The sequence below is a fragment of the Gallibacterium anatis DSM 16844 = F 149 genome (assembly GCF_000379785.1).
GTDB classification, from domain to species: Bacteria; Pseudomonadota; Gammaproteobacteria; order Enterobacterales; family Pasteurellaceae; genus Gallibacterium; species Gallibacterium anatis.
In genome coordinates this window covers 1-20,038 of sequence record NZ_KB903685.1, presented here as the reverse complement: position 1 = coordinate 20,038, position 20,038 = coordinate 1, and the positions used below count along the sequence as shown (strand labels likewise).

26 protein-coding genes are annotated in these 20,038 nt (G+C 45.7%); 24 read left to right on the top strand and 2 right to left on the bottom strand.

Annotated features, from left to right (window positions below):
- The first annotated feature begins 19 nt into the window (after positions 1–19).
- The 5 genes from A3EO_RS0104310 (at position 20) to A3EO_RS13490 (ending at position 4,928) form a co-directional block, all read left to right on the top strand.
- On the top strand, positions 20–595 hold the full coding sequence (locus tag A3EO_RS0104310) for a DUF3486 family protein (RefSeq protein WP_018346165.1): 576 nt from the start codon (positions 20–22) through the stop codon (positions 593–595).
- A complete protein-coding gene (locus A3EO_RS0104305; protein WP_018346164.1) occupies positions 579–1,889 on the top strand; it encodes a terminase large subunit domain-containing protein in 1,311 nt (436 codons plus the stop codon). The genes A3EO_RS0104310 and A3EO_RS0104305 overlap by 17 nt, the downstream gene beginning before the upstream one ends.
- A gap of 1 nt (position 1,890) precedes the next feature.
- Complete coding sequence (locus A3EO_RS0104300) at positions 1,891–3,321, top strand: DUF935 domain-containing protein (protein WP_018346163.1); 1,431 nt, start codon at positions 1,891–1,893, stop codon at positions 3,319–3,321.
- Positions 3,318–4,625, top strand: coding sequence for a phage head morphogenesis protein (locus tag A3EO_RS0104295; RefSeq protein ID WP_018346162.1), 1,308 nt, complete (start codon positions 3,318–3,320; stop codon positions 4,623–4,625). The genes A3EO_RS0104300 and A3EO_RS0104295 overlap by 4 nt, the downstream gene beginning before the upstream one ends.
- A gap of 129 nt (positions 4,626–4,754) precedes the next feature.
- A complete protein-coding gene (locus A3EO_RS13490) occupies positions 4,755–4,928 on the top strand; it encodes a hypothetical protein (protein ID WP_018346161.1) in 174 nt (57 codons plus the stop codon).
- Here A3EO_RS13490 and A3EO_RS13320 read toward each other — a convergent pair.
- Entirely contained in the window at positions 4,921–5,091 is a 171-nt protein-coding gene (locus A3EO_RS13320; RefSeq protein WP_018346160.1) for a hypothetical protein, read from the bottom strand. The genes A3EO_RS13490 and A3EO_RS13320 overlap by 8 nt on opposite strands.
- Before the next feature lie 72 nt (positions 5,092–5,163).
- Between A3EO_RS13320 and A3EO_RS0104280 the strand changes: the two genes are divergently transcribed.
- From A3EO_RS0104280 to A3EO_RS13785, 10 genes are all read left to right on the top strand, one after another.
- On the top strand, positions 5,164–5,658 hold the full coding sequence (locus A3EO_RS0104280) for a phage virion morphogenesis protein (protein WP_018346159.1): 495 nt from the start codon (positions 5,164–5,166) through the stop codon (positions 5,656–5,658).
- Between the two features lie 244 nt (positions 5,659–5,902).
- A complete protein-coding gene (locus A3EO_RS0104275; protein WP_018346158.1) occupies positions 5,903–6,976 on the top strand; it encodes a hypothetical protein in 1,074 nt (357 codons plus the stop codon).
- Positions 6,977–6,997: 21 nt separating this feature from the next.
- Positions 6,998–7,927, top strand: a complete 930-nt coding sequence (locus A3EO_RS0104270; protein WP_018346157.1) for a major capsid protein — start codon at positions 6,998–7,000, stop codon at positions 7,925–7,927.
- 11 nt (positions 7,928–7,938) lie between these two features.
- Positions 7,939–8,238, top strand: a complete 300-nt coding sequence (locus A3EO_RS0104265; RefSeq protein WP_018346156.1) for a hypothetical protein — start codon at positions 7,939–7,941, stop codon at positions 8,236–8,238.
- The gene (locus tag A3EO_RS0104260; protein ID WP_018346155.1) at positions 8,238–8,675 is read left to right on the top strand and encodes a DUF1320 domain-containing protein; all 438 of its coding nucleotides are present in this window, start codon (positions 8,238–8,240) and stop codon (positions 8,673–8,675) included. The genes A3EO_RS0104265 and A3EO_RS0104260 overlap by 1 nt, the downstream gene beginning before the upstream one ends.
- A complete protein-coding gene (locus tag A3EO_RS0104255; RefSeq protein ID WP_018346154.1) occupies positions 8,675–9,181 on the top strand; it encodes a Gp37 family protein in 507 nt (168 codons plus the stop codon). Before A3EO_RS0104260 ends, A3EO_RS0104255 begins: the two co-directional genes overlap by 1 nt.
- Positions 9,181–10,581 carry a phage tail sheath family protein gene (locus A3EO_RS0104250; protein ID WP_018346153.1) on the top strand — a complete coding sequence of 467 codons (1,401 nt, stop codon included), beginning with the start codon at positions 9,181–9,183 and terminating at the stop codon, positions 10,579–10,581. The genes A3EO_RS0104255 and A3EO_RS0104250 overlap by 1 nt, the downstream gene beginning before the upstream one ends.
- Complete coding sequence (locus A3EO_RS0104245) at positions 10,581–11,096, top strand: phage major tail tube protein (protein ID WP_018346152.1); 516 nt, start codon at positions 10,581–10,583, stop codon at positions 11,094–11,096. Before A3EO_RS0104250 ends, A3EO_RS0104245 begins: the two co-directional genes overlap by 1 nt.
- 90 nt (positions 11,097–11,186) lie before the next feature.
- Entirely contained in the window at positions 11,187–11,447 is a 261-nt protein-coding gene (locus tag A3EO_RS0104240) for a phage tail assembly protein (RefSeq protein WP_018346151.1), read from the top strand.
- Positions 11,435–11,587: a GpE family phage tail protein gene (locus tag A3EO_RS13785; protein WP_322785348.1), complete on the top strand. Its 153-nt coding sequence runs from the start codon at positions 11,435–11,437 to the stop codon at positions 11,585–11,587. The genes A3EO_RS0104240 and A3EO_RS13785 overlap by 13 nt, the downstream gene beginning before the upstream one ends.
- On the opposite strand, the gene A3EO_RS0104235 is transcribed toward A3EO_RS13785, so the two are convergent.
- Entirely contained in the window at positions 11,580–11,777 is a 198-nt protein-coding gene (locus A3EO_RS0104235) for a hypothetical protein (RefSeq protein ID WP_018346150.1), read from the bottom strand. The two genes, A3EO_RS13785 and A3EO_RS0104235, sit on opposite strands and share 8 nt — an antisense overlap.
- A gap of 39 nt (positions 11,778–11,816) precedes the next feature.
- Between A3EO_RS0104235 and A3EO_RS0104230 the strand changes: the two genes are divergently transcribed.
- The 9 genes from A3EO_RS0104230 to A3EO_RS0104190 form a co-directional block, all read left to right on the top strand.
- Positions 11,817–14,873, top strand: a complete 3,057-nt coding sequence (locus A3EO_RS0104230; RefSeq protein WP_018346149.1) for a phage tail tape measure protein — start codon at positions 11,817–11,819, stop codon at positions 14,871–14,873.
- Positions 14,873–15,802: a phage tail protein gene (locus A3EO_RS0104225; RefSeq protein ID WP_018346148.1), complete on the top strand. Its 930-nt coding sequence runs from the start codon at positions 14,873–14,875 to the stop codon at positions 15,800–15,802. Before A3EO_RS0104230 ends, A3EO_RS0104225 begins: the two co-directional genes overlap by 1 nt.
- Positions 15,795–16,019 carry a tail protein X gene (locus A3EO_RS0104220; protein ID WP_018346147.1) on the top strand — a complete coding sequence of 75 codons (225 nt, stop codon included), beginning with the start codon at positions 15,795–15,797 and terminating at the stop codon, positions 16,017–16,019. The genes A3EO_RS0104225 and A3EO_RS0104220 overlap by 8 nt, the downstream gene beginning before the upstream one ends.
- Positions 16,016–17,077, top strand: a complete 1,062-nt coding sequence (locus A3EO_RS0104215; RefSeq protein ID WP_018346146.1) for a phage late control D family protein — start codon at positions 16,016–16,018, stop codon at positions 17,075–17,077. The genes A3EO_RS0104220 and A3EO_RS0104215 overlap by 4 nt, the downstream gene beginning before the upstream one ends.
- Positions 17,055–17,570, top strand: coding sequence for a phage baseplate assembly protein V (locus A3EO_RS0104210; protein ID WP_018346145.1), 516 nt, complete (start codon positions 17,055–17,057; stop codon positions 17,568–17,570). The genes A3EO_RS0104215 and A3EO_RS0104210 overlap by 23 nt, the downstream gene beginning before the upstream one ends.
- A 54-nt stretch (positions 17,571–17,624) precedes the next feature.
- Positions 17,625–17,990: a GPW/gp25 family protein gene (locus tag A3EO_RS0104205; protein ID WP_018346144.1), complete on the top strand. Its 366-nt coding sequence runs from the start codon at positions 17,625–17,627 to the stop codon at positions 17,988–17,990.
- Positions 17,983–19,098 (top strand): baseplate assembly protein, encoded by a 1,116-nt coding sequence (locus A3EO_RS0104200; RefSeq protein WP_018346143.1) that lies wholly within the window; start codon positions 17,983–17,985, stop codon positions 19,096–19,098. Before A3EO_RS0104205 ends, A3EO_RS0104200 begins: the two co-directional genes overlap by 8 nt.
- Positions 19,091–19,660, top strand: a complete 570-nt coding sequence (locus A3EO_RS0104195; protein WP_018346142.1) for a phage tail protein — start codon at positions 19,091–19,093, stop codon at positions 19,658–19,660. Before A3EO_RS0104200 ends, A3EO_RS0104195 begins: the two co-directional genes overlap by 8 nt.
- A 22-nt stretch (positions 19,661–19,682) precedes the next feature.
- A partial coding sequence (locus tag A3EO_RS0104190; protein ID WP_026210997.1) for a tail fiber protein occupies positions 19,683–20,038 on the top strand: 356 nt, incomplete at its 3' end.

Sequence of the window (20,038 nt, the reverse complement as noted above, 5' to 3'; positions counted from 1 at the left end):
CGATTTAAAGGAGGTTTAAATGAGTGATAAAAAAACACGAGGACGTGCCTCAAAAGTGGATTTATTGCCACCTCATATCCGTCAAGAATTGTTATTGCGTTTGCGCGATAAATCGCACAGTCAACAAGATATCCTTGAGTATATCAACAGTTTGATTGATGAAGCGGGACTAGGGGCGGAAATGAAATTAAGTCGTACCGGCTTAAATCGCTATGCCTCGCGTATGGAAGAATTTGGGGCAAAAATTCGGGCAAGTCGACAAATGGCGGAAGTGTGGACAAAGCAGCTTGGCGAAATGCCCGACAGCGACGTCGGTAAATTATTGCTTGAGTTTGTTAAAACGCTTGCCTTTGAAACATCAATGAGTATGAGCGAATCGGGAAAAGAAATTAGCCCGAAAGTATTGGGGCAATTAGCGTTAGTTGCGCAACGCATTGAGCAAGCACAGTCAGTCAACTATAAACGCGAAAAAGAAATCCGTGAAGATGTGATTGCACAAGCCGCCAAAGCGGTTGAAGAAGCCGGTAAACAATCCGGAATGGCGATTGCCGATGTAGAAAAAATGATGAGAGCGGTCTATGGCATTAGCGACTAACACCCTATTGTATGGCTATCAACAGCGTTGGCTACAGGATAACAGCCGTTTCAAAGTGGCAATGTTTGCCCGTCAGACCGGCAAAACTTTTACCACTACATTAGAAATTGTGTTGGATTGCCTAGCCGCAGAAGCACGTGGTGAGAAAGCTCGTTGGGTGATTTTGTCGCGTGGGGAGCGCCAAGCCAAAGAGGCAATCAATGAGGGCGTTAAACGCCACCTTGAGGCGGTGGGCGTCACTTGCAAAATCGCCGAAGTGCCGTTTGACCCCACCATTAACGCCTTAGAGGTGATTTTTCCGCACGGTTCCAAAATCACCGCGTTACCCGCTAATCCAGACACCGCGCGTGGTTTTAGTGCCAATGTTTTTTTGGATGAGTTTGCCTTTCATCAAGACAGTCGTGAGATTTGGAAGGCTTTGTTTCCGGTAATCTCCGCTGGTTGGAAATTGCGAGTAGTTTCCACGCCCAACGGCAAAGGCAATAAATTTTATGAGTTGATGACTGACCTTGACAATACCGAATGGTCGCGACATACGGTCGATATTTATCAAGCGGTCGCTGACGGCTTACCGCGAGATATTGAACAGCTACGTAAAGGCTTAAATGATGAGGATGCGTGGGCGCAGGAGTTTGAACTGAAATGGTTGGATGAAGCCAGCAGTTGGCTTTCTTATGACTTAATTGACAGCGTTGAACACCCTTTGGCAGGTTTGCCTGAACATTACACCGGTAACCCGTGCTTTATTGGGATGGATATTGCTGTACGTAGCAACTTAACGGTGATTTGGGTGCTAGAACTGGTTGGTGATGTTTATTGGACACGGGAAATTGTTACGCTAAAACGTGTTACTTTGCGTGAACAATTAGCTGAGCTGGATCGTGTAATGCACCAATACAACGTCATTGCTTGTAACCTAGACCAAACCGGAATGGGTGAAAAAATGGTGGAAGATGCCCAATATCAACACGGCAAACAGCGAGTACAAGGCGTGCTGTTTAACGTGGCAACTAAACTTAATATGGCGACCATCGGCAAAAATGCGTTTGAAGATAGAAGAATCCGCATACCACAAGGTGATAATGCCTTGCGTGAAGATTTGCACAAGCTCAAAAAAGTCACAGGTTCAACGGGGCAACCTCGCTTTGTGGCGGAAAACGACAGTAGCGGACACGCTGACCGCACGTGGGCGTGTTTTTTGGCGCTGTTGGCAGCCAATGAGGCGATATTGCTGCCGGTGAAAGCGTCTAGCCGTAAACCACGACAAAGTAAAAGAATGACAGAGGGATATTAAAATGGCGAATAAAAAACAGGATATGATCAACGTGATTGCGACCCGAGCACAGGCGATAGATTACTACGCCATCGGCTATTATTTGCCAAACCCTGATCCGGTGCTAAAAAAGATGGGGCGAGATATCAGTGCTTATCGCGAAGTGTTGGCAGATAGTCATGTTGCCGGTTGTGTCCGTCGACGTAAAGCGGCGGTCAAAGGCTTAGAATGGCGAATCACGCCAACCGGACGTGAAGACGTTGATGAGCAACTTGAAGCGATTTTTGATGCGCTCCCACTCCATCAAATTATGTCACAAATTTTAAACGCTACCCTGTTCGGTTACCAAGCGTTGGAGGTGGTGTGGCGTTATGCGGAGGGTATTTGGCAACCGCTTGATATTCAGGGCAAACCACAGGAATGGTTTATTTTTGATGAAGATAATCAATTAAAACTACGCACCAAAGACCATTATTTTGATGGTATTACATTGCCGGAGAAGAAATTTTTACTCGCCACCCAAGACGCCACTTATGAAAATCCATACGGACAAGGTGATTTAAGTAAATGCTTTTGGGCAGCAACCTTTAAAAAAGGCGGGTTTAAATTTTGGCTAGAGTTCACTGAAAAATATGGCTCGCCGTGGTTAGTCGGTAAACATCCACGCACTTCTACCCCGACTGAAACCGAAGATTTATTAGACAGTTTAGAGCAAATGCTTGGTACAGCGGTGGCGGCTATTCCGGACGACAGTTCGATTGATTTGTTGGAAAGCGCTAGCAAAGGCGGCAGCTCACAAGTGTTTGATGACTTTTTGCGTTACTGTAAATCGGAAATCAGTGTTGCCATTTTAGGGCAAGACCAAACGACCGAAGCTGACAGTAATCGTGCCAGTGCTACTGCCGGGCTGGAAGTGTTGGAAGATATCCGCAACGATGATGCGCGTCTGGTTGAAAGCGTGTTTAACCAGCTTTTAAACTGGCTTTGTGAACTTAATTTTAATGTGGAACAGTTGCCGAAGTTTGAGCTGTTTGAGCAAGAGAGTGTCGATAAATTACAGGCGGAGCGTGATGAGATTTTATCGCGTGTTGGCGTGAAGTTTACTCCGCAATATCTGCAACGCACCTACAACTTTGAGGACGGCGATATTGAGTTAGCCACTGAAAAGGCGGATAAGCCACAAGCCCAGTTTGCCGAACCAGAAATGCCAAAAAATATCGCCGATGGTATTGTTGAACAGCTCGAAGTGGAGGGTGAGCCTTATGTCGAAAACTGGTTACAACAGGTGCAAGACAAGCTCTCACAAGCGGAGAGTTTGGAAGATTTTCGCAACCAGCTTGATAGTCTGATTCCGGAACTGACCTTCGCCGAGTATGGCAAAGTGATGGCGTGGGCAAGTACTACTGCCGAATTTGCCGGACGGTATAGCGTGGTTGAGGAGAGCAAAAAATGACAGTGCAAAGCGGTTTTAGTTTTGAAGAGCAAGTACGCTATTTTGCCAAAAAACTCAACTTACCGACCGACAGCTATTTAGATGTGTTAGGCGAAGAACACGACTACTTTTTTATGGTGGCGGGGGCAAATCGCAATGAAGTGTTATTGGCATTGCGGCAAGCGGTGGATGAAGCGATTGAGCGAAGCGGTACATTGGAGGAATTTCGCCAACGCTTTGATGAGATTGTGGCAAAAACCGGCTGGCAATATAAAGGTGGGCGTAACTGGCGTACACGGATTATTTACGATACCAACGTTTACGCCGCCTACAATCGTGGACGCTTGCAACAACATTTGGATTTAGCTGATGTGATGCCCTATTGGGAATATCAACATAATGATAATGCTCACCCACGACCGGCGCACGTGGAGCTTGACGGTACTATTCGTCCCGCCAATGACCCATTTTGGCGCTATTACTACCCGATTAAGGCGTATGGTTGCCATTGTACCGTGATCGCCCACGATGAAGACGACCTTAAAGCGATGGGGCGTACCGTATCGCCACCGGTCGAGATCCAATATGAGAGCAAAACGGTCGGCGTGCGCAGCGGCAACCCGCGTGCGGTGACCTTGCCGAAAGGTTACGACGCCGGTTTTACGCCACATAATTTTGACAACCTGAAGGCGGGGCGACTGGATAGCGTCGACAAAATGTTAATGCAAAAGATGGTAACGGCTGATCCGCTTTTTGCCTCAAAGGCGGTTAATGATTTGCTGGTGCAGCCTGAGATTATGGCGTTACACGCCCGCGCGTTTCAGGACTGGGCGCGCAAAGTAGCGGTTGCCACAAAAGCCGATTTACCAGCCATTGAAGATGTTAAATTACTTGGCGTCTTGCCCGAGGCGATCATTGATAAATTAACGGCGGCGGGTATCCCCTCTAATTCGGCGGTTATCGCCATTGAGCGGAAAGGTTTATTGCATTCGCTGCGCGAGCTAAAAGAGAGTGCAAACATTGCTGTGCCGTTGTCATTCTGGGAAAAATTACCTGCTTATTTGCAAGCGCCGAAAGCCATACTTTTGCAGCGGAAAGAGCATTTTGAAAACCCAGATAAAAATTTAAACACCTTGCTTTTTATTTATGACGCACCACAAGGAAAAAAGATTGCGGTGAAATTGGAGTATAAATTTAATTTGAAAGATAGGTTGACGAAAAAAAATCAAAAATATCACTTAAATAGTGTTACTACTGGCAGCTTAATTGATGAGCGACACTTGCAAAGTTTGAATGCGTTTGAATTATTATGGGGATCTCTGTAAGCATTGCCTGATTCGAACAGGATAATACGGTGGAAACCAGCGTAACCTTTCCAGTAGGAAACCCGCTTACAGAGAATTAAACAATACTATAGTCTAAGAATATTTTTTAATCAACATAAAGGAGAAAAAATGAAATTTTGGGAAGAAGAAAAATTTGGAAGCCGCTATCCTAAACAGCTGACCAAACAAGAAAAAGCCGACATTAAATCGGCTTTATTACAACAGCTTGCTAATGGCAAGACATCTTTACAATATTATCTGGAAAACCTGAAAATACTTTCGGATTATCCAGAATCTAACTAAGTTTTGAACGTTGTAATCGTTCTGAAATCGCTTCTATAAGCGAAACAACATCATCAGCGATTTGCTCATAATTATCGCTTTGTGGAAGCATATAAGCGTGATGTGCGTTGATGATGATTTCAGTTAATCTTAATGCAGTTTCATCTGCTTGTTGTTTGTTCATTTTAAATTTCCTTTTGTTAGCGTGGCAACATTACCACGCTTTCTTTTTTAGCCTAATTATTGGAGTGTGACAATGATCAAAATTACCCTAGACGACCGCGCCATTCCTGAATTGCAAAAGATTGCGATCCAACTGCAGCACCCGAAAAAACTCTACGGTGTGCTTGGCGAAACCCTGAAAAAAATCCATAAGGCACGTTTTAAGCAAGAAGTTGATCCGGATGGCAAAAAGTGGAAGCCGCTTTCACCGATTACGCAAGAAATCAAAGGTAACGACAAAATCTTAAAACATCGGGGCTATTTGTCTGAAAGAACGGCATACAACTACGATGACAACGGTGTGGAATTTGGCTCTGATGCTAAATATGCTCGCTTACATCAATTTGGTGGCGTGATTAAACCGAAGAAAGGCAAGCGATTAAAATTTGGTAAAGACGGCAATACCGTCTTTGCTAAACAGTCAAAAATTCCGGCTCGTCCGTGGTTGGGTGTGAATGATCGGGATAAACAGCAATTACTGGATAAAGCGGCAGCATTATTGCAACGACAGCTATCGCAAATGAAATAATTTAGAAAACGCCATAAAACGCACACTGTGGCGTTTTTCTCTTTCGGCAATATGATTTATCATCTGAAAAAATTTAAACGCACCCTGAAAGATTTAAACGGCATTTAAACGATATTAAAAATCTATTCTGCCGTTATTTTCCTTTTTTTCTTTCTCACTCTCCCATCTAAAATCTTTAAAGGGCTTTAAAATCAATTTATATGCCCAATCGCTACACTAGCGTCATCAATTCAAAGGAGACGCTATGGAACTTATCGAAATCTTTCGTGCCGGCACTCGGCAAGATGCCAACGGTAACACCATCACCATTACCGCCGATGATTTAAAAACCATTGCCGCCAATTACAGCACCCAGTACCACGAAGCGCCAATAGTGATCGGTCATCCGAAACACGACAACCCGGCTTATGGCTGGATTAAGGGCTTAGTGGCGGAGGGCGAGGTGTTAAAAGCCGAACCGCAACAGGTCGACAGTGAATTTGCCGAGTTGGTGCGTGAAGGCAAGTTTAAAAAAATCTCGGCGGCGTTTTATTTGCCCAACAGCGCCAACAATCCAAAACCGGAAGGCTTTTATTTACGCCACGTCGGCTTTTTAGGCGCAATGCCGCCGGCGGTCAAAGGCTTAAAAGATCCGATGTTCGCCGACAGTGATACCGAATTTGTTGAGTTTAGCGACTGGACCAATGCTTCGTTGTGGCAACGGTTGCGCGATTTTTTTATTGATAAGTTTGGCTTAGATGATGCTGACCGTGTTTTGCCAGCGTGGCAAGTGCAAAGTTTGCAAGAAGAGGCAACACGCGAAGACTTAAAGCAAACCTATGAAACACCACCCTCACCTATTTTTAATGAACCCGATGAGAAACCAAATGAAGGAGGAACTATGTCGGAACAAGAAAAGCAACGTCTTGCGGAACTTGAAGCTGAAAATGCACAGCTAAAAGCGGCACAGGCACAAGCGCAGCGCGAAAAAATGCACGCGGAAAATGCGGCATTTGCGGAAAGTTTGGTTGCGGAAGGCAAGCTCTCACCGAAGCAGAAAGAGGCTGCGCTCGCATTGCTGAATACAGAGCATGACAGTACTGAATTTTCGGAAGATGACTTTAAACAGCGTTTAAAAGCGTTTTTAACTGAACTGCCGAAATCGGTTGAGTTTGCGGAAGTGGCGACCAAAGACAAAGTCGCTGAACCAAAAGATGACAGCGTGGAATATGCCGAAGGCACTGATCCGGCAAGCATTGAGATGGACAAAAAAGTCCGAGCCTATATGAAAGCGCACAACGTCAGTTACGTTGAGGCGTTTAACGCAATTAACCAATAATTAACTAAAAGGAGATAATTAATGGCTGCACACAATTTAGCAAAATTACGTGTTCAAGACCCGGTCTTAACCCAACTGGCACAGGGCTATTACAACAACGAACTGGTCGGTGAAACCTTAATGCCGGTGGTCGAAATCGACAAAGAAGCCGGCAAAATTCCGACGTTCGGACGCTTGGCGTTCCGCCTGCCGAGTACCGTGCGCAACTTGCGCGGTGCCTCAAACCGCTTAGAGCCGGAAGATATCGGGGCGATTGATGTGGCGCTGGAAGAACACGATGTTGAATATGCGATTGACTACCGTGAAGAGAACGAGGCGATTTTCTCATTGCGTCAATTTGCCCTTAACACCACTCAAGATGTGATTGCACTCGGACGTGAAAAAGCGATTGCGGATGCGGCGCAAAATGAAGCCAACTATGACACCACTAACAAAATCGTGTTATCCGGTGAATCACAGTTTAGCCACGAAAACTCCGACCCATTTGCGATTTTTGATGCGGCAAAACGGGCAATTAAACGTTCCATCGGGCGTAAAGCCAATGTCTGCATTATTGCCGGTGATGTGTGGCAAGTCTTAAAAAGTCATCCAAAGGTCATTGAAAAAATCAAATATGTGCAAACTGGCATTATCACACCAGAGATTTTTGCCAAATTGATTGATGTCGACACCGTCAAAATCGGTGAGGCAGTTTATGAAGAGTCCAATACTCTCAAAGATATTTGGACGGATACCGTGGTGTTGGCATATGTTGCGCCGCGCTCAACCGAGAAAAAAGGCACGGTGTATGAGCCAAGTTACGGTTATACCGTACGTCGCAAAGGTGGCTTGTTTGTTGACCGTTACGTCGAAAACGGCGGCAAATTGGAAGTGGTGCGTACCACCGACATTCACAAACCGCACTTGGTTGGTAAGCCTGCCGGCTATCTGATTAAAGACTGCTTGTTATAGGAGGAGAAACTATGGCAAATCCATCCAGCAAAACCTTACTGACCTGCATTGTGGCGCATACGGCGATTTTGCATAACGGTAAACGTTACGACGTGGGCGAGGAGATTAACTTGTTCGAAGCGCAATACAAACGTTTGTCGCACTACCTTACCGTCAAAGACGACAGTGCTGCGCAAAAGGCAAAAGCGGAAGCACAAGCCAAAGCACAAGCGTTAGCGGAGCAAGCTAAAGCCGAAGTCGAAACGTCGGTAAATGCTAAAGCGGACGCTGAAGCTACAGCAAAAACCAAAACAGCGAAAGAGGCGAAATAATGTATATCACAACGGAGCGCTTGATAGCGACTTTCAGCCGACAAATCCTGATCCAGCTCAGTAATGACGACAGTCGAGCAACCGAGATTGCCTTGCCGGTGATTGAGATGGCGATTCGCTTTGCCGAAGAGCGGATTGATGCGGCGTTGCGCTCTCGCTATCCGTTGCCTTTACAGGATACGCCGACACTGATTGAGTCGCACGCTTGCGCCTTGGCACGTTATTGGCTCTATGCGCGCCGACCGGAGATGAAAATGCCGGAAACGGTGAAAGAGGTCTACCAACAGGCGATTAAAGAATTGGAACAAATCGCCACCGGCAAATTGCACTTAGGTGTTGCCGATGCCGGCGATAACCAACAGCCGGGCGAATTGTTAGCCGACAGCGGTGAATTTAAAGTGCGTTCGGCACAAAAACTGAATACGGACGGTTACTGATGTCTGCCACGCTCCCGATTTTGACCGCCATTCAACAGCAGTTAAGTGCTGCCCTGCCGGATTGGCAGGTGGAGTTAATGCCGGATAATCCAAGTGATTATTATCTGGCGCACCCCAACGGCGCTGTGTTGATTGGCTATGTCGGCTCCACCTTTGGTGCTTTACGTGCCAGTGATGTGGTCAGTCAAACTCGCAAATTGCGTCTGATGCTGACCGTGATCAGTCGCAATTTACACAACGACAACGGCGCGTTGGCAGTGCTTGATCAGTTGCGCTTAAGTATTGCCGGCTTTCAGCCACCGAACTGCGGCAAGTGCTATTTGGTCAGTGAACAGTTCAACGATGAAGAGAGTGGAATTTGGCAATATCAACTGCAATTTGAGACCGAAACCGTGCAGCTTGAGCAGCTCAGTCCACAACATAAACCGAAATTTGTCGAAGCGATATTGCGCCGTCAAGGGCAACCGCTCGATAAAAAATTAAAACCTAAAAAAGGAGAAAACTAATGCCAGCAGCCTATCATCACGGCGCAGAAACGATCCGAATCAATGGTGGCAGTGTCCATGTCGGCCAAGCAGACGGCGCGATTATCGGCATTGTCGGCACCGCCCCAATCGGTGATGTCAATGTCCTGAAATGTTGTGTCACCAAAAAAGATTTTGCCCAATTCGGCAACCTCTTAGACCGAGGCTACTCACTTTGTGATGCGTTGGATATTTTAAGCCGTTACGCCGCCGGTCAAGTCTATGTGATCAATGTGTTAGATCCAAGCAAACATCGCACCACCGTCAGCGAAGAAGCGTTAACGTTGGATGCAATGACCTTAATTGCGCAAACTGCCAATGTCGGCTTAATCGAGTTATCGCTAAAAGATAACGAAGAGGTGTTGGTTGAAGGCACAGATTACCGTGTCGATTTATTAACCGGTGAAATCACTTTGCTGAAAGCACGCAATGCGCCACAGTTGAAAGCAACTTACAGCTATGCCGATCCAAGCAAGGTCACGGAAGCCGAGATTAAAGGCGGCGTTGATTCTCGCACCGAAGCGCGCAGCGGTTTTGAATTGCTCACCGCCGGCTTTAACTTGTTCGGTGCCGATGCCAAAGTGTTGATCTGCCCGCAATATGACGCCACAGCGACAATGGCAGCGGCATTGGAAACCTATGCCTCACGTTTAAATGCGGTCGCTTATGTTGCTGCACCGCCGAAAACCACCTTATCGCAAGCGATTGCCGGACGTGGTCCGGAAGGCAGCATTAACTTTAAGACCAGTTCCGACCGCACCCAGCTCTTTTACCCGTATCTGTTAGGTGAACGCAATACGCTGGAAAGTTTAGCTACTCACGCCGCCGGTTTGCGAATGTTGACCGACGTGAAGCAAGGTTATTGGCACAGTATTTCCAACCGTCAATTAAAAGGCGTAGAGGGCGTTGAAGTGGCATTAACAGCACGTATTGACGATGTACAAAGCGAAACCAATCGCTTAAATGCGGTCGGGATTACCACCGTATTTAACAGTTTCGGCACCGGTTTCCGCGTTTGGGGTAACCGCAATGCCAGCTACCCGACCAATACCCATATCAGCAATTTCGAAACGGTACAACGCACTGCCGATTTAATCGACGAAAGTATCCGCCGTGCCGAGTTGCAATATATGGATTCAACGATTGATGATGCCTTGTTGGACAGCTTATTAAGCACGGTGGAAACCTATATGGGCACGTTAAAATCCATTGTCGGTTTCAGCGTGCAGCTTGATCCGGATGCGGATTTGGTCGATGCCTTCAGTAATGGGCAAGTGCCGATTCAATACGATTTTACGCCGAAAATTCCGGCGGAACGGATCACCAACACCAGTGTCGTTACGCGTAAATACTTAGTGAATTTAGTTTCCGGAGGACAATAATGAGTGCAGTCATCAATCAAGTCGATAATGCCAATGTCTATATCAACGGCAACAGCTTAATTGGCAAAGCGAAAAGCATCAAATTGCCTGAGTTTGAAGTGGAGTTTACTGAACACGACAATCTAGGCTTAGTGGGTGTGATTAAGCTACCAAGTAAGGTGAACGCTTTAGAAGGTGAAGTCACGTGGGACGGCTATTATCCGGAAGTGGCAGCAGTTGCCGGCAATCCGTTTAAAACCGCCCAACTGATGGTACGTGCCGATGTGAAAGTCTTCAATGCGGCGGGGATGGCGGAAGAAGTGCCGTTGGTGCTGACATTAAATGCGATGTTTAGCAAGGTCAATCTTGGTGAATACAAGAAAGAGCCAACTGAATATCCGATGACGTTTCAGGTGCATTCAGTGAAGCAAATGATCAATGGCAAAGAAGTGCTGTTCTATGATGCCTTCAGTAACCAATATCGTGTTGCAGGACAGGATATTTTACAAAAATACCGCACCAATATTGGTCAATAAAAATCTTTAAAGCGCTTTAAAATCAAATTTAAACCTGTTTAAGTAAACTCCTTAGTAGAAATTAACCATAACCTACTAAGGAGTTTTTTTATGACCGAAATCGTGAAATTAGATTACCCCATCCGTGATGGTGAGAGCAAAGAGATTACCGAATTGCATATTCGTCGTGCAAAAGCCAAAGATATTCGTAAATTGCGCAGCACAACGGAGGTGGAGCAAAGTATTGAATTGCTTGCTGCCCTTACGGGATTAGTCCCTGAAGATATTGATGAGCTTGATGTGGCTGATTTTACTAAAGCCTCGGTAGTTATTGAAAAAATGCTAAAGGGAAAGTCGGCATTAGCCAAATAGATGAGGTATTAGCGGATTTAGCGTGGTGGTTCGGTTGGCAACCAAGTGAGCTTGAAGAAATGACATTGGATGATGTTTCAATATGGTATCAGCAGGCAAAGCGTCAGATCAAAGCAAATTATACGAAAGCCGCTATTTAGCGGCTTTACGGTTAAACACAGTGCCAATAAGCCAAAGTACAAACAAGATAGCCGAAATAACCCCAATTACGGTGGTTGTGATTGGATAGGTGGTGTAAATCATACCACCTAAAATGCTAACAATAAAAAAGGCAGACAGTGCGATTACTGTAATGATCGCAGTTGAAACCATTTCAAAAATAATTTTCATCACTACCTCCTCATAAACCTAATAAAGGGACTATAACTTATGGGATCGAATTTAGCAATATCTTTAATCATTGGTGCGTCTGTTACTGGTGCAGTAAGGGGGATTAAATCACTCTCTAATAGCCTTAAACTCTTTCGCGACAACACACTATCTACCAAAAATAAGCTAACAGCGTTGGCAACACAGGCAGGGATTAGTCTAGGTAGCGCTGCTTCTACCTTATCTGCATTAAGTTCGACAGTGCTTGCTGCCTCAAAGCCAGCGATTGCCTTTGAAAGTGCAATGGCAGATGTTAAGAAAGTCGTTGATTTTAAAACGCCTGAAGGATTTAAAAACCTCTCAAAAGATATCTTAGAACTTACTCGCACGTTACCAATGACATCCGAAGAGCTTGCCGCCATTACCGCCTCTGGTGGGCAGCTTGGTGTAGCTGAAGAGGATTTAAAAGAATTTACCACGACGATTGCTAAGATGTCGGTTGCCTTTGATATGTCCGCTGAAGACAGTGGCGATGCAATGGCAAAACTAGCGAACGTGTATAAAATTCCGATTAAGGAAATTGGAAAATTAGGTGATGCTATCAACGAATTGTCAAACTCCAGTCCAGCCAAAGCCAGCGATATTGTTAGTACACTTGGTCGAATTGGTGGTGTGGCTAAGCAATTTGGCTTAACCGAAAATGCGGCAGCGGCGTTAGCAAACAGTTTTATTTCTTTGGGTAAAGCACCGGAAGTCGCTGGTACCGCAATCAATGGTATGTTGACCAAATTGATGACTGCCGACAAGGGCGGTAAGAAATTTCAGGCAGCGTTAGCTAGTGTGGGCGTTAGCGCAAAGCAATTAAAAGCAGATATTGCTAAAAATGGCGAGCAAGCCTTAGTCGGTTTTTTGAAAAAAATCCAGCATATGCCTAAAGAAAAGCAAATGGGCATTTTGGTTGATTTATTTGGGCTTGAATATGCTGACGATGTTGCTGTCTTAGCTGGTAATGTCAATGTGTTGGAAGATAGCTTAAAAACCTTGCAGCAGACCGATGAAAAAGGCAAACCGAAATATCTTGGTTCAATGGAGCGTGAATTTGCTGCCCGCGCGGCGACTACCGAAAATAGTCTGAAACTGCTTAAAAATAGCTTTACCGAAATTGCTATCAACATTGGTAGCCAATTTTTGCCCATTATCAATAAGGTCATCAATAAAATCCGTCCGCTTATCTATAGCATTACCGATTGGATTGCACAGCATCAAGAATTGGTCGCCGTTATTGTACAAGGAAGCGTTGGGATTGGTGCAGGTGTTGCCGCTATCTTAGCGTTAAATGGCGCTTTTAGCGGGGTATTAGCCGTCTTTACTGCAGGCAAAGGCATTATCGCTGGCGTAAATTCGGGGGTTATGCTGTTAACTAAACTTGTGCGCTTTAATTTGCCGCTATTGTTGCAGCTAGGCTCGATTTTTGGCGGGAAATTGCTTGTGGGGATAAAGGCAGCAACGCAAGCCGTTTTGTTTTTGGGCAGCAGTTTACTGCGACTTGGTGGCTTAGTGCTCTCGTTTGTGGGGCGCAGCTTTATCGCACTCGCTGGATTTATTGGCAAGACGGTGCTTGTCGCGACTAAATTAGCACAAGTGTTAATGGGCGCATTGTTTAAAGGCATAATGCTCGCCGGCAAAGCACTGTTCTTTTTAGGGCGCGCAATGCTCACTAATCCGATTGGGCTTGCCATTACTGGTATCGCGCTTGCCGCCTACCTAATTTACCGCTACTGGGCACCAATCAAAGCCTTTTTCGGACAGCTGTGGGATTGGGTAAAACTTAAATTTAATGCAGCGTGGACGTGGATTAGCGGCATTTGGTCGCAAGCGGCGGCGTGGTTTAGTGGGATTTGGGATAACATCAACGCCTTTTTTCACTCGGGGATTGGCAACATTACCGCCACTATCCTTAACTGGTCACCGCTCGGCTTATTTTACAAAGTCTTTGCCGGCGTGTTGTCGTGGTTTGGTGTCGATTTACCTAATAATTTTACCGAATTTGGTAAAAACCTTATTAACGGCTTGGTGAACGGCATCAATCGGGCGTGGGATAGCGCAAAACAGACGGTGAGTGCACTCGGCGACAGCGTCAAAAATTGGTTTGCGAAAAAATTAGGTATCCACAGCCCGAGCCGTGTATTTATGGGTTACGGTGAAAACACGGTGGATGGCTTAGTCATCGGAGTAGCAAAATCAGCGATGAAAGTCGCTAATGCGGTGAGTGGTATGGGTGAAAAAATGCAGCAAGCGATGCCACAGACCTTGACTGCACCGGTGATTGACACTGCACGTACCTTGACCAGCGCGACGCCAAAACTCAAGCCAACTACCTCGGTGGCAGATACAGCGCACACATTGGTCGCTGCAACGCCTAAACTTAAGCCAACTACGCCGGTAGTGGATACTGCACAGACATTGGTTAAGATAACGCCGCAGCTTAAACCGGTGGTTACTGTGCCGACAAAGGTAACCAAAGCCACAAGACAACGTCCTCGTGGCGTGAATCGTCGTGCCGCAGATAACGCCACTGCTGCGCTGACAGCGGCTTATTTACCGGCACATTTGCGTCGTCAGTCATCACAAAAACAAAAAATAGCTAAGTCGCACACACCACACGCAAAAACAGTACAAGCAATGAAGCCAATAGTGTCACAAAAACCGGTTGTGAATCTGCCGGCACCGACAGTTTTGGCACAAAAACAAGCGACACCTGCTATCATCTCAACATCACTCTTCGCTCAGATGTGGCGTGGTATTAAAGACATTGCATCTGCGACAGTCTTGCCGAAACCACAAACAGAAAAACCAGTGGTAGCTAACTTTGCGCAAAAACAAACTACAAATACACAATACGAGTCATTGCAGCACACAATGCAAGCACAAAATGCGCATGCAGCACCGCAGCCACGCGATGGAATAGTTGTTAATTTTAATCCAACCATTAATGTCAATGGTGCGTCTGGGCAAGGCGTAATTGAACAAGTACAGCAAGGTTTACAGATGAGCTTGCGCGAGTTTGAACAGCTGATTAATCGTGTCGTAGATCAAAAAATGCGGAGGGCTTACTAATGAGTTATGCGTTATTAGGGCATATCGCCTTTGATTTGTTAAATGCACCGACAGCGTTGGATGAAAAACACAGTGCGACCTATGCCCAACACGATGTGCTAAGCGGTCGTCCACGTTTGCAAGCTATCGGTAATGAACTGACTGAACTCACATTAAATCTTAATCTGCACTATATGCTTGGCTCGGTCGATGGGCGTTATCAGGAGTTGATTTTAGCCAAGGAAAATCAACAAGCGTTGGCATTAGTGATCGGTTTTAATCAGTTTAAAGGTTATTTTGTCATTGTCGATATACAAAGCCAAGCTCTGTACAGCGATGCGCTCGGCAATACACTGGCACGTGAAGTATCAGTGACCTTACGAGAGTTTGTCGGGGAACAGGGACAAGATATTCTCGGTTTGGCGTTGCAATTCGGGGCAAATTCACCTATCGGGGCATTGTTGCCTGCTGGTGCGGTGAAAGCGATTAATCAAACTAAAACCTTAGTGACAAAAGGGGTGCAGCTCTATCAGCAGACCAAACGGGTGATTAATGATGTGCGTAATGCAACAACATTGATCAAAACATTAGCCGCTGATCCGGCAAGTGCGTTGGCACAGTTGCCGGCAGTGATTGAACGTGTTGGTGGCGCCTTAACGCCATTAGGTGAGATGTTAGGTTTGAGCGACAGTTTTAAACTGCTGACACAAGGTATAAGCGGTACCACCTATTTTATGCGCGATATAGCCGAGATTGCCGACAATTTAAACGTCTTTGAAAGTGCGTTTAAGCAAGGTTTAAACGACAGTGAATTGAGTGAATGGTTCGATGTTGGGGTAAAAGCGCTAGATAATTGTGATGCTGTGCTTGAACGGCTTGGCGAGCCGGTTACGCAAATGACGGCGTGGATTGTGTTACGTGAAGATAATAACGAGGTGCGCGATGAATAAAGTAATTCAGCACACGATTAGTGAGGGTGAGCGTTGGGATTTATTGGCTTATCGCTATTACGGCGATGTCGGCGAAATCAATCGCTTAATTAACGCTAACCCACATCTCTCATTTTGCGAGGTGTTGCCGCGCGGTGAGGTTTTGTATGTGCCAATTATTCATGTGAAAACCGATTCACAAGCTGATTTACCGCCGTGGATACAGGAGGCAGAATGAATTTAACCGTCAGTCAGCCCGACTTTCAACTTTTTTATGGCAAAAGTAACATCACAACGGATGTTAAGCCCTATTTAAAAGAACTGACTTATACTGACTACCTCGCCGACCAATCCGATGAATTACAGGTGACCTTTGAGGATATTGAGGGTAAATGGATCCGCAACTGGTTTCCGACGCAGGGCGATGAATTACGCTTATTGCTTGGCTATGTTGGCGCACCACTGGTCAATTTAGGGGCGTTTGAAATTGATGAGATTGAGTGGTCATATGACCGCCAAAGCGGTACGGTGGTAACGTTACGGGCGTTAAGCACCGGTATCAGCAAAGCTAACCGCACCTTAAAACCGAAAGCGTACGAAAATACCACCTTAGCGGCGATTGTGCGTGAGGTGGCAAGACGCTTAAAACTGAACGTGACCGGCACGGTCGCCAACATCCCGATTAAACGTGTTACCCAATATCAGGAGCGTGATGTTGAGTTTTTAACCCGATTAGCTCACGAGTATAACCATAGCTTTAAGATTGTCGGCAAAACGTTAGTATTTACCACGATGCAAAGTCTTGAACAACGTGCGCCGGTAGCGATGCTAGATTTAACGCAAACACTTTCCATCCGCTTGCGTGACCGTATAAAAGATACAGTAAAAAAGGTTGAGATTGCCGGTTTTAATACCGATGAGAAAAAAACAATAAAAGCCGAACGGCAGACTAAAAGCAAACGTCCGAACAAAAAACAAGCGAAAGCTAGCAATGAAGATACATTAAAAGTGGTAACACGAGGCGAGAGTCAAGAACAGATAAATGCACGAGCAGAAGCCGCATTGCATCAGCAAAATGATGATCAACAAGCTGGCGATATTACTGTTATCGGTAATCCGAAGCTGGTCGCCGGTAATACCATTATGCTGACACAAATGGGGATGTTTAGCGGCAAGTATTTGATTAAATCCGCACATCATAGCTTTACCCGTTCAAACGGCTATACCACTAGTCTTGAAATCCGAATGTTAGAATTTATTGAGGAGATAGCAAATGACGCAAGCACCAACCCATAATTTTGCAGCGACTTATCAAGAAGGCATTGTCTCGCAAGTGGATGCTAAACGACATAAAATTAAAGCGACAATTCCAGCACTGGAAGATTTTGAAACGGCGTGGTTGTCGTTTTTAACACCGAATGCCGGCGGTAATCAGTTTTATTGTTTGCCTGATGTGGGTGAATTGGTGGCTATTTTGCTCGATGCTCGTGGTGAAGGCGGTTGTGTACTGGGGACGATTTACAATAATCAAGACCCGGCACCGGCATCAAGTAATGATATTTGGCTTAAAAATTTTAGCAACGGCACCACCATTGAGCATAACCGTAAAACCGGCAACCTCACTATCCACACCAGCGGCAAAGTGATTGTGAATAACTGCAATATTGATGTTAACAGCGGCACTATTACCGTAAATGGCGGTGATGTCATTGCTGATGGCATTAGCCTTAAAAACCACGTTCACGTCAATGTTGCTAGTGGGCCGTCTAAGACCGGCAAGCCAGCATAAATCTTTAAAGCCCTTTAAAATCAATTTTTCTCTCCGCCCTGTATTCTCAGGGCTATGAAGACACAAATTACCCATATCCATTGGCAACTCTCGCCGGAACTTGGTGATAACATCGCCATTACCGGTGAAAACGATATCCACCAATGTATCAGCAATATTTTGGCTACCCGAAAGGGCAGCGATATTTTGCGCCCCGAGTTTGGTAGCAATCATTTTGACTACATCGACCAGCCGTTTGATGTGGCTGTGCCAAATATCGTGCGTGAAATCTGGACGGCGTTAGAACGCTGGGAAACACGGATTGTGGTGCAGAGCGTCAATGTTACCGGCGAAGCACCGCACTTTTACTTTGATATTCGCTGGTGCTTACGTGAGGACGTGGAGCGACAAATTTATAAAACCGAGGTGAACTATGGTTAGTCAAGCAAGAGAGGATGTTAAAATTATTGCGGATGATGTCAAAGTCATCTTAGCGGAAGCGATTGCAGACTACGAACAACGTACTGGCAAAACATTACAGCCAGCGCATATTGAACGCTCAATTATTCAAACCTATGCCTATCGTGAGTTGTTAATCCGCAAAGGGATTAATGAAGCCTTTTTACAGACGTTTCCTCAGTACGCCACAGGCTTAGCCCTCGATTTATGTGGTGAGCCGTTCGGTTGTTATCGCTTGCGTGATAAGGCGGCACGTTGTGTGTTGCGTTTTAGTGTTGCCGGTGAGCATCAATCTATTTTAATTCCTAAAGGCACAGTCGTAGCGGTTACTGACCAACTTAGTTTTGCCACGATTGCTGATGACGTGATTACCCCACTGATTAGTTATGTCGAAATTGAAGCGGAAGCGACAGTTACTGGCATACTTGGAAATGGTTGGGAAATCGGACGTGTTAAAACCTTAAAAAGCAAACTTGCCACCGACAAAGAGGTTACCGTTACCAATATTGACATCACCTCAGGTGGCATTGAAGAGGAAGATGATGATGCTTATCGCTTGCGGATTTTAGCCGCACCAGAAGCCTTTAACACTTGTGGTTCGGTGGCAGCGTATGAGTATTACACGCGCTCCGTCTCACAAGCGATAGTTGATGTTGCTGTGATTACTCCAGCAGGCGGAAAAGTCGATATTTACCCACTTACCGTCACCGGTGTACCGGATGAACGCCTGAAAAATGAGATTAAGCAATACCTCTCCGCCGAGACACGTCGCCCATTGTGCGACGTGGTTAGCGTTAAATCGCCCGTAGTGCGCGAATATCAAATCATTGCCGAACTGACATTATTGCAAGGCTATCGCGAGGACATCGTCAAAACGCAAGCGAGAGATGCGTTGCTGAATTACCTCTCTACTCGTACAAGAAAGTTGGGGATGGACGTCGTACCAAGTGCGTTAATGCAAGTGTTACGTGTTGAGGGGGTTTATGACGTTGTGATTAATCAGCCGGCGAAAATGGTGGTCAGTGCCACAGAATGGGCGAACTGCACGTCAGCCACAATTAATGTAAATGGGGTGCGTCAGGATGGCTAATTTACAGTACCCGGTCATTATTGCCGCAAGTGATAAATTTGTCGCGTTATGCGAGCTCGGCAAGCGCCTTAATCTTACGCAAAAACGTCAAATTATGACGACATTAGTCGAGTTGTTACCGGATGAAGTGATGCCACTGCTCGCCGAAAAATGGAGCATGACCGGCTATGACGGAATGTTTGTCGCTGAAACGGATCAATCTAAGTCTGCATTAATCAACAATGCCGTGCAATTGCATCGCTATAAAGGCACGCCATACAGCATTCGAGAAGTAATGCGCAAACTTGGTTATGGCGAGATTGAAATTGATGAAGGGCTTATCTTACGTGATTACAGCTCAAATCAATCTGTTGCTGCGATTCCGGCTGCAGAAAAGTGGGCGTATTACGGCATTAAGCTCTCAAAACCAATCACGCGTGATCAAGCAGAAGAAATTAAAAAGGTCTTGCGCGGCTATGCGCCGGCGCGCTGCGTGCTCGGCATCTTAGATTATAAATCTGCGCCGTTACTTTATAACAACAGGGCTACTTATAACGGCGCTTATAACCACGGCTCAATTTAAAAATAAAAAAAAGGAGACAAACATGGCAGGATTGAGAGAAGAAAATAAGTGGGAAAATGAGATTTATCGTATCGAAGAAAGCGACCCCGTTGTCGGCGGTGAAGACGGTATCTCAAATAAACCGCAAAAGCAGCTGGCAAATCGCACGCAATGGCTGAAAGCGAAAATCAATGAGCTATTTGGGAAAAATACACCAAAAAAAATTACGAAAGACACAACTAATCTCGTAGTAAACGACGGACACACGCATGAAATCGAGCAAGGTAGTTTAACGACAAGTGGTATTGTGCAATTAACAGATAGCGTTAATCAAGACTCATCTGTCTTTGCTGCAACTGCAAAAGCGGTCAAGACTGCGTTTGACAAAGCGGTGGCGGC

What these genes read in the sequence shown, in the direction of transcription:
- A3EO_RS0104310 (WP_018346165.1), top strand. Translation starts at nt 20, where the DNA reads ATGAGTGATAAAAAAACACGAGGACGTGCCTCAAAAGTGGATTTATTG.
- A3EO_RS0104305 (WP_018346164.1), top strand. Translation starts at nt 579, where the DNA reads ATGGCATTAGCGACTAACACCCTATTGTATGGCTATCAACAGCGTTGG.
- A3EO_RS0104300 (WP_018346163.1), top strand. Translation starts at nt 1,891, where the DNA reads ATGGCGAATAAAAAACAGGATATGATCAACGTGATTGCGACCCGAGCA.
- A3EO_RS0104295 (WP_018346162.1), top strand. Translation starts at nt 3,318, where the DNA reads ATGACAGTGCAAAGCGGTTTTAGTTTTGAAGAGCAAGTACGCTATTTT.
- A3EO_RS13490 (WP_018346161.1), top strand. Translation starts at nt 4,755, where the DNA reads ATGAAATTTTGGGAAGAAGAAAAATTTGGAAGCCGCTATCCTAAACAG.
- A3EO_RS13320 (WP_018346160.1), bottom strand. Translation starts at nt 5,091, where the DNA reads ATGAACAAACAACAAGCAGATGAAACTGCATTAAGATTAACTGAAATC.
- A3EO_RS0104280 (WP_018346159.1), top strand. Translation starts at nt 5,164, where the DNA reads ATGATCAAAATTACCCTAGACGACCGCGCCATTCCTGAATTGCAAAAG.
- A3EO_RS0104275 (WP_018346158.1), top strand. Translation starts at nt 5,903, where the DNA reads ATGGAACTTATCGAAATCTTTCGTGCCGGCACTCGGCAAGATGCCAAC.
- A3EO_RS0104270 (WP_018346157.1), top strand. Translation starts at nt 6,998, where the DNA reads ATGGCTGCACACAATTTAGCAAAATTACGTGTTCAAGACCCGGTCTTA.
- A3EO_RS0104265 (WP_018346156.1), top strand. Translation starts at nt 7,939, where the DNA reads ATGGCAAATCCATCCAGCAAAACCTTACTGACCTGCATTGTGGCGCAT.
- A3EO_RS0104260 (WP_018346155.1), top strand. Translation starts at nt 8,238, where the DNA reads ATGTATATCACAACGGAGCGCTTGATAGCGACTTTCAGCCGACAAATC.
- A3EO_RS0104255 (WP_018346154.1), top strand. Translation starts at nt 8,675, where the DNA reads ATGTCTGCCACGCTCCCGATTTTGACCGCCATTCAACAGCAGTTAAGT.
- A3EO_RS0104250 (WP_018346153.1), top strand. Translation starts at nt 9,181, where the DNA reads ATGCCAGCAGCCTATCATCACGGCGCAGAAACGATCCGAATCAATGGT.
- A3EO_RS0104245 (WP_018346152.1), top strand. Translation starts at nt 10,581, where the DNA reads ATGAGTGCAGTCATCAATCAAGTCGATAATGCCAATGTCTATATCAAC.
- A3EO_RS0104240 (WP_018346151.1), top strand. Translation starts at nt 11,187, where the DNA reads ATGACCGAAATCGTGAAATTAGATTACCCCATCCGTGATGGTGAGAGC.
- A3EO_RS0104235 (WP_018346150.1), bottom strand. Translation starts at nt 11,777, where the DNA reads ATGAAAATTATTTTTGAAATGGTTTCAACTGCGATCATTACAGTAATC.
- A3EO_RS0104230 (WP_018346149.1), top strand. Translation starts at nt 11,817, where the DNA reads ATGGGATCGAATTTAGCAATATCTTTAATCATTGGTGCGTCTGTTACT.
- A3EO_RS0104225 (WP_018346148.1), top strand. Translation starts at nt 14,873, where the DNA reads ATGAGTTATGCGTTATTAGGGCATATCGCCTTTGATTTGTTAAATGCA.
- A3EO_RS0104220 (WP_018346147.1), top strand. Translation starts at nt 15,795, where the DNA reads ATGAATAAAGTAATTCAGCACACGATTAGTGAGGGTGAGCGTTGGGAT.
- A3EO_RS0104215 (WP_018346146.1), top strand. Translation starts at nt 16,016, where the DNA reads ATGAATTTAACCGTCAGTCAGCCCGACTTTCAACTTTTTTATGGCAAA.
- A3EO_RS0104210 (WP_018346145.1), top strand. Translation starts at nt 17,055, where the DNA reads ATGACGCAAGCACCAACCCATAATTTTGCAGCGACTTATCAAGAAGGC.
- A3EO_RS0104205 (WP_018346144.1), top strand. Translation starts at nt 17,625, where the DNA reads ATGAAGACACAAATTACCCATATCCATTGGCAACTCTCGCCGGAACTT.
- A3EO_RS0104200 (WP_018346143.1), top strand. Translation starts at nt 17,983, where the DNA reads ATGGTTAGTCAAGCAAGAGAGGATGTTAAAATTATTGCGGATGATGTC.
- A3EO_RS0104195 (WP_018346142.1), top strand. Translation starts at nt 19,091, where the DNA reads ATGGCTAATTTACAGTACCCGGTCATTATTGCCGCAAGTGATAAATTT.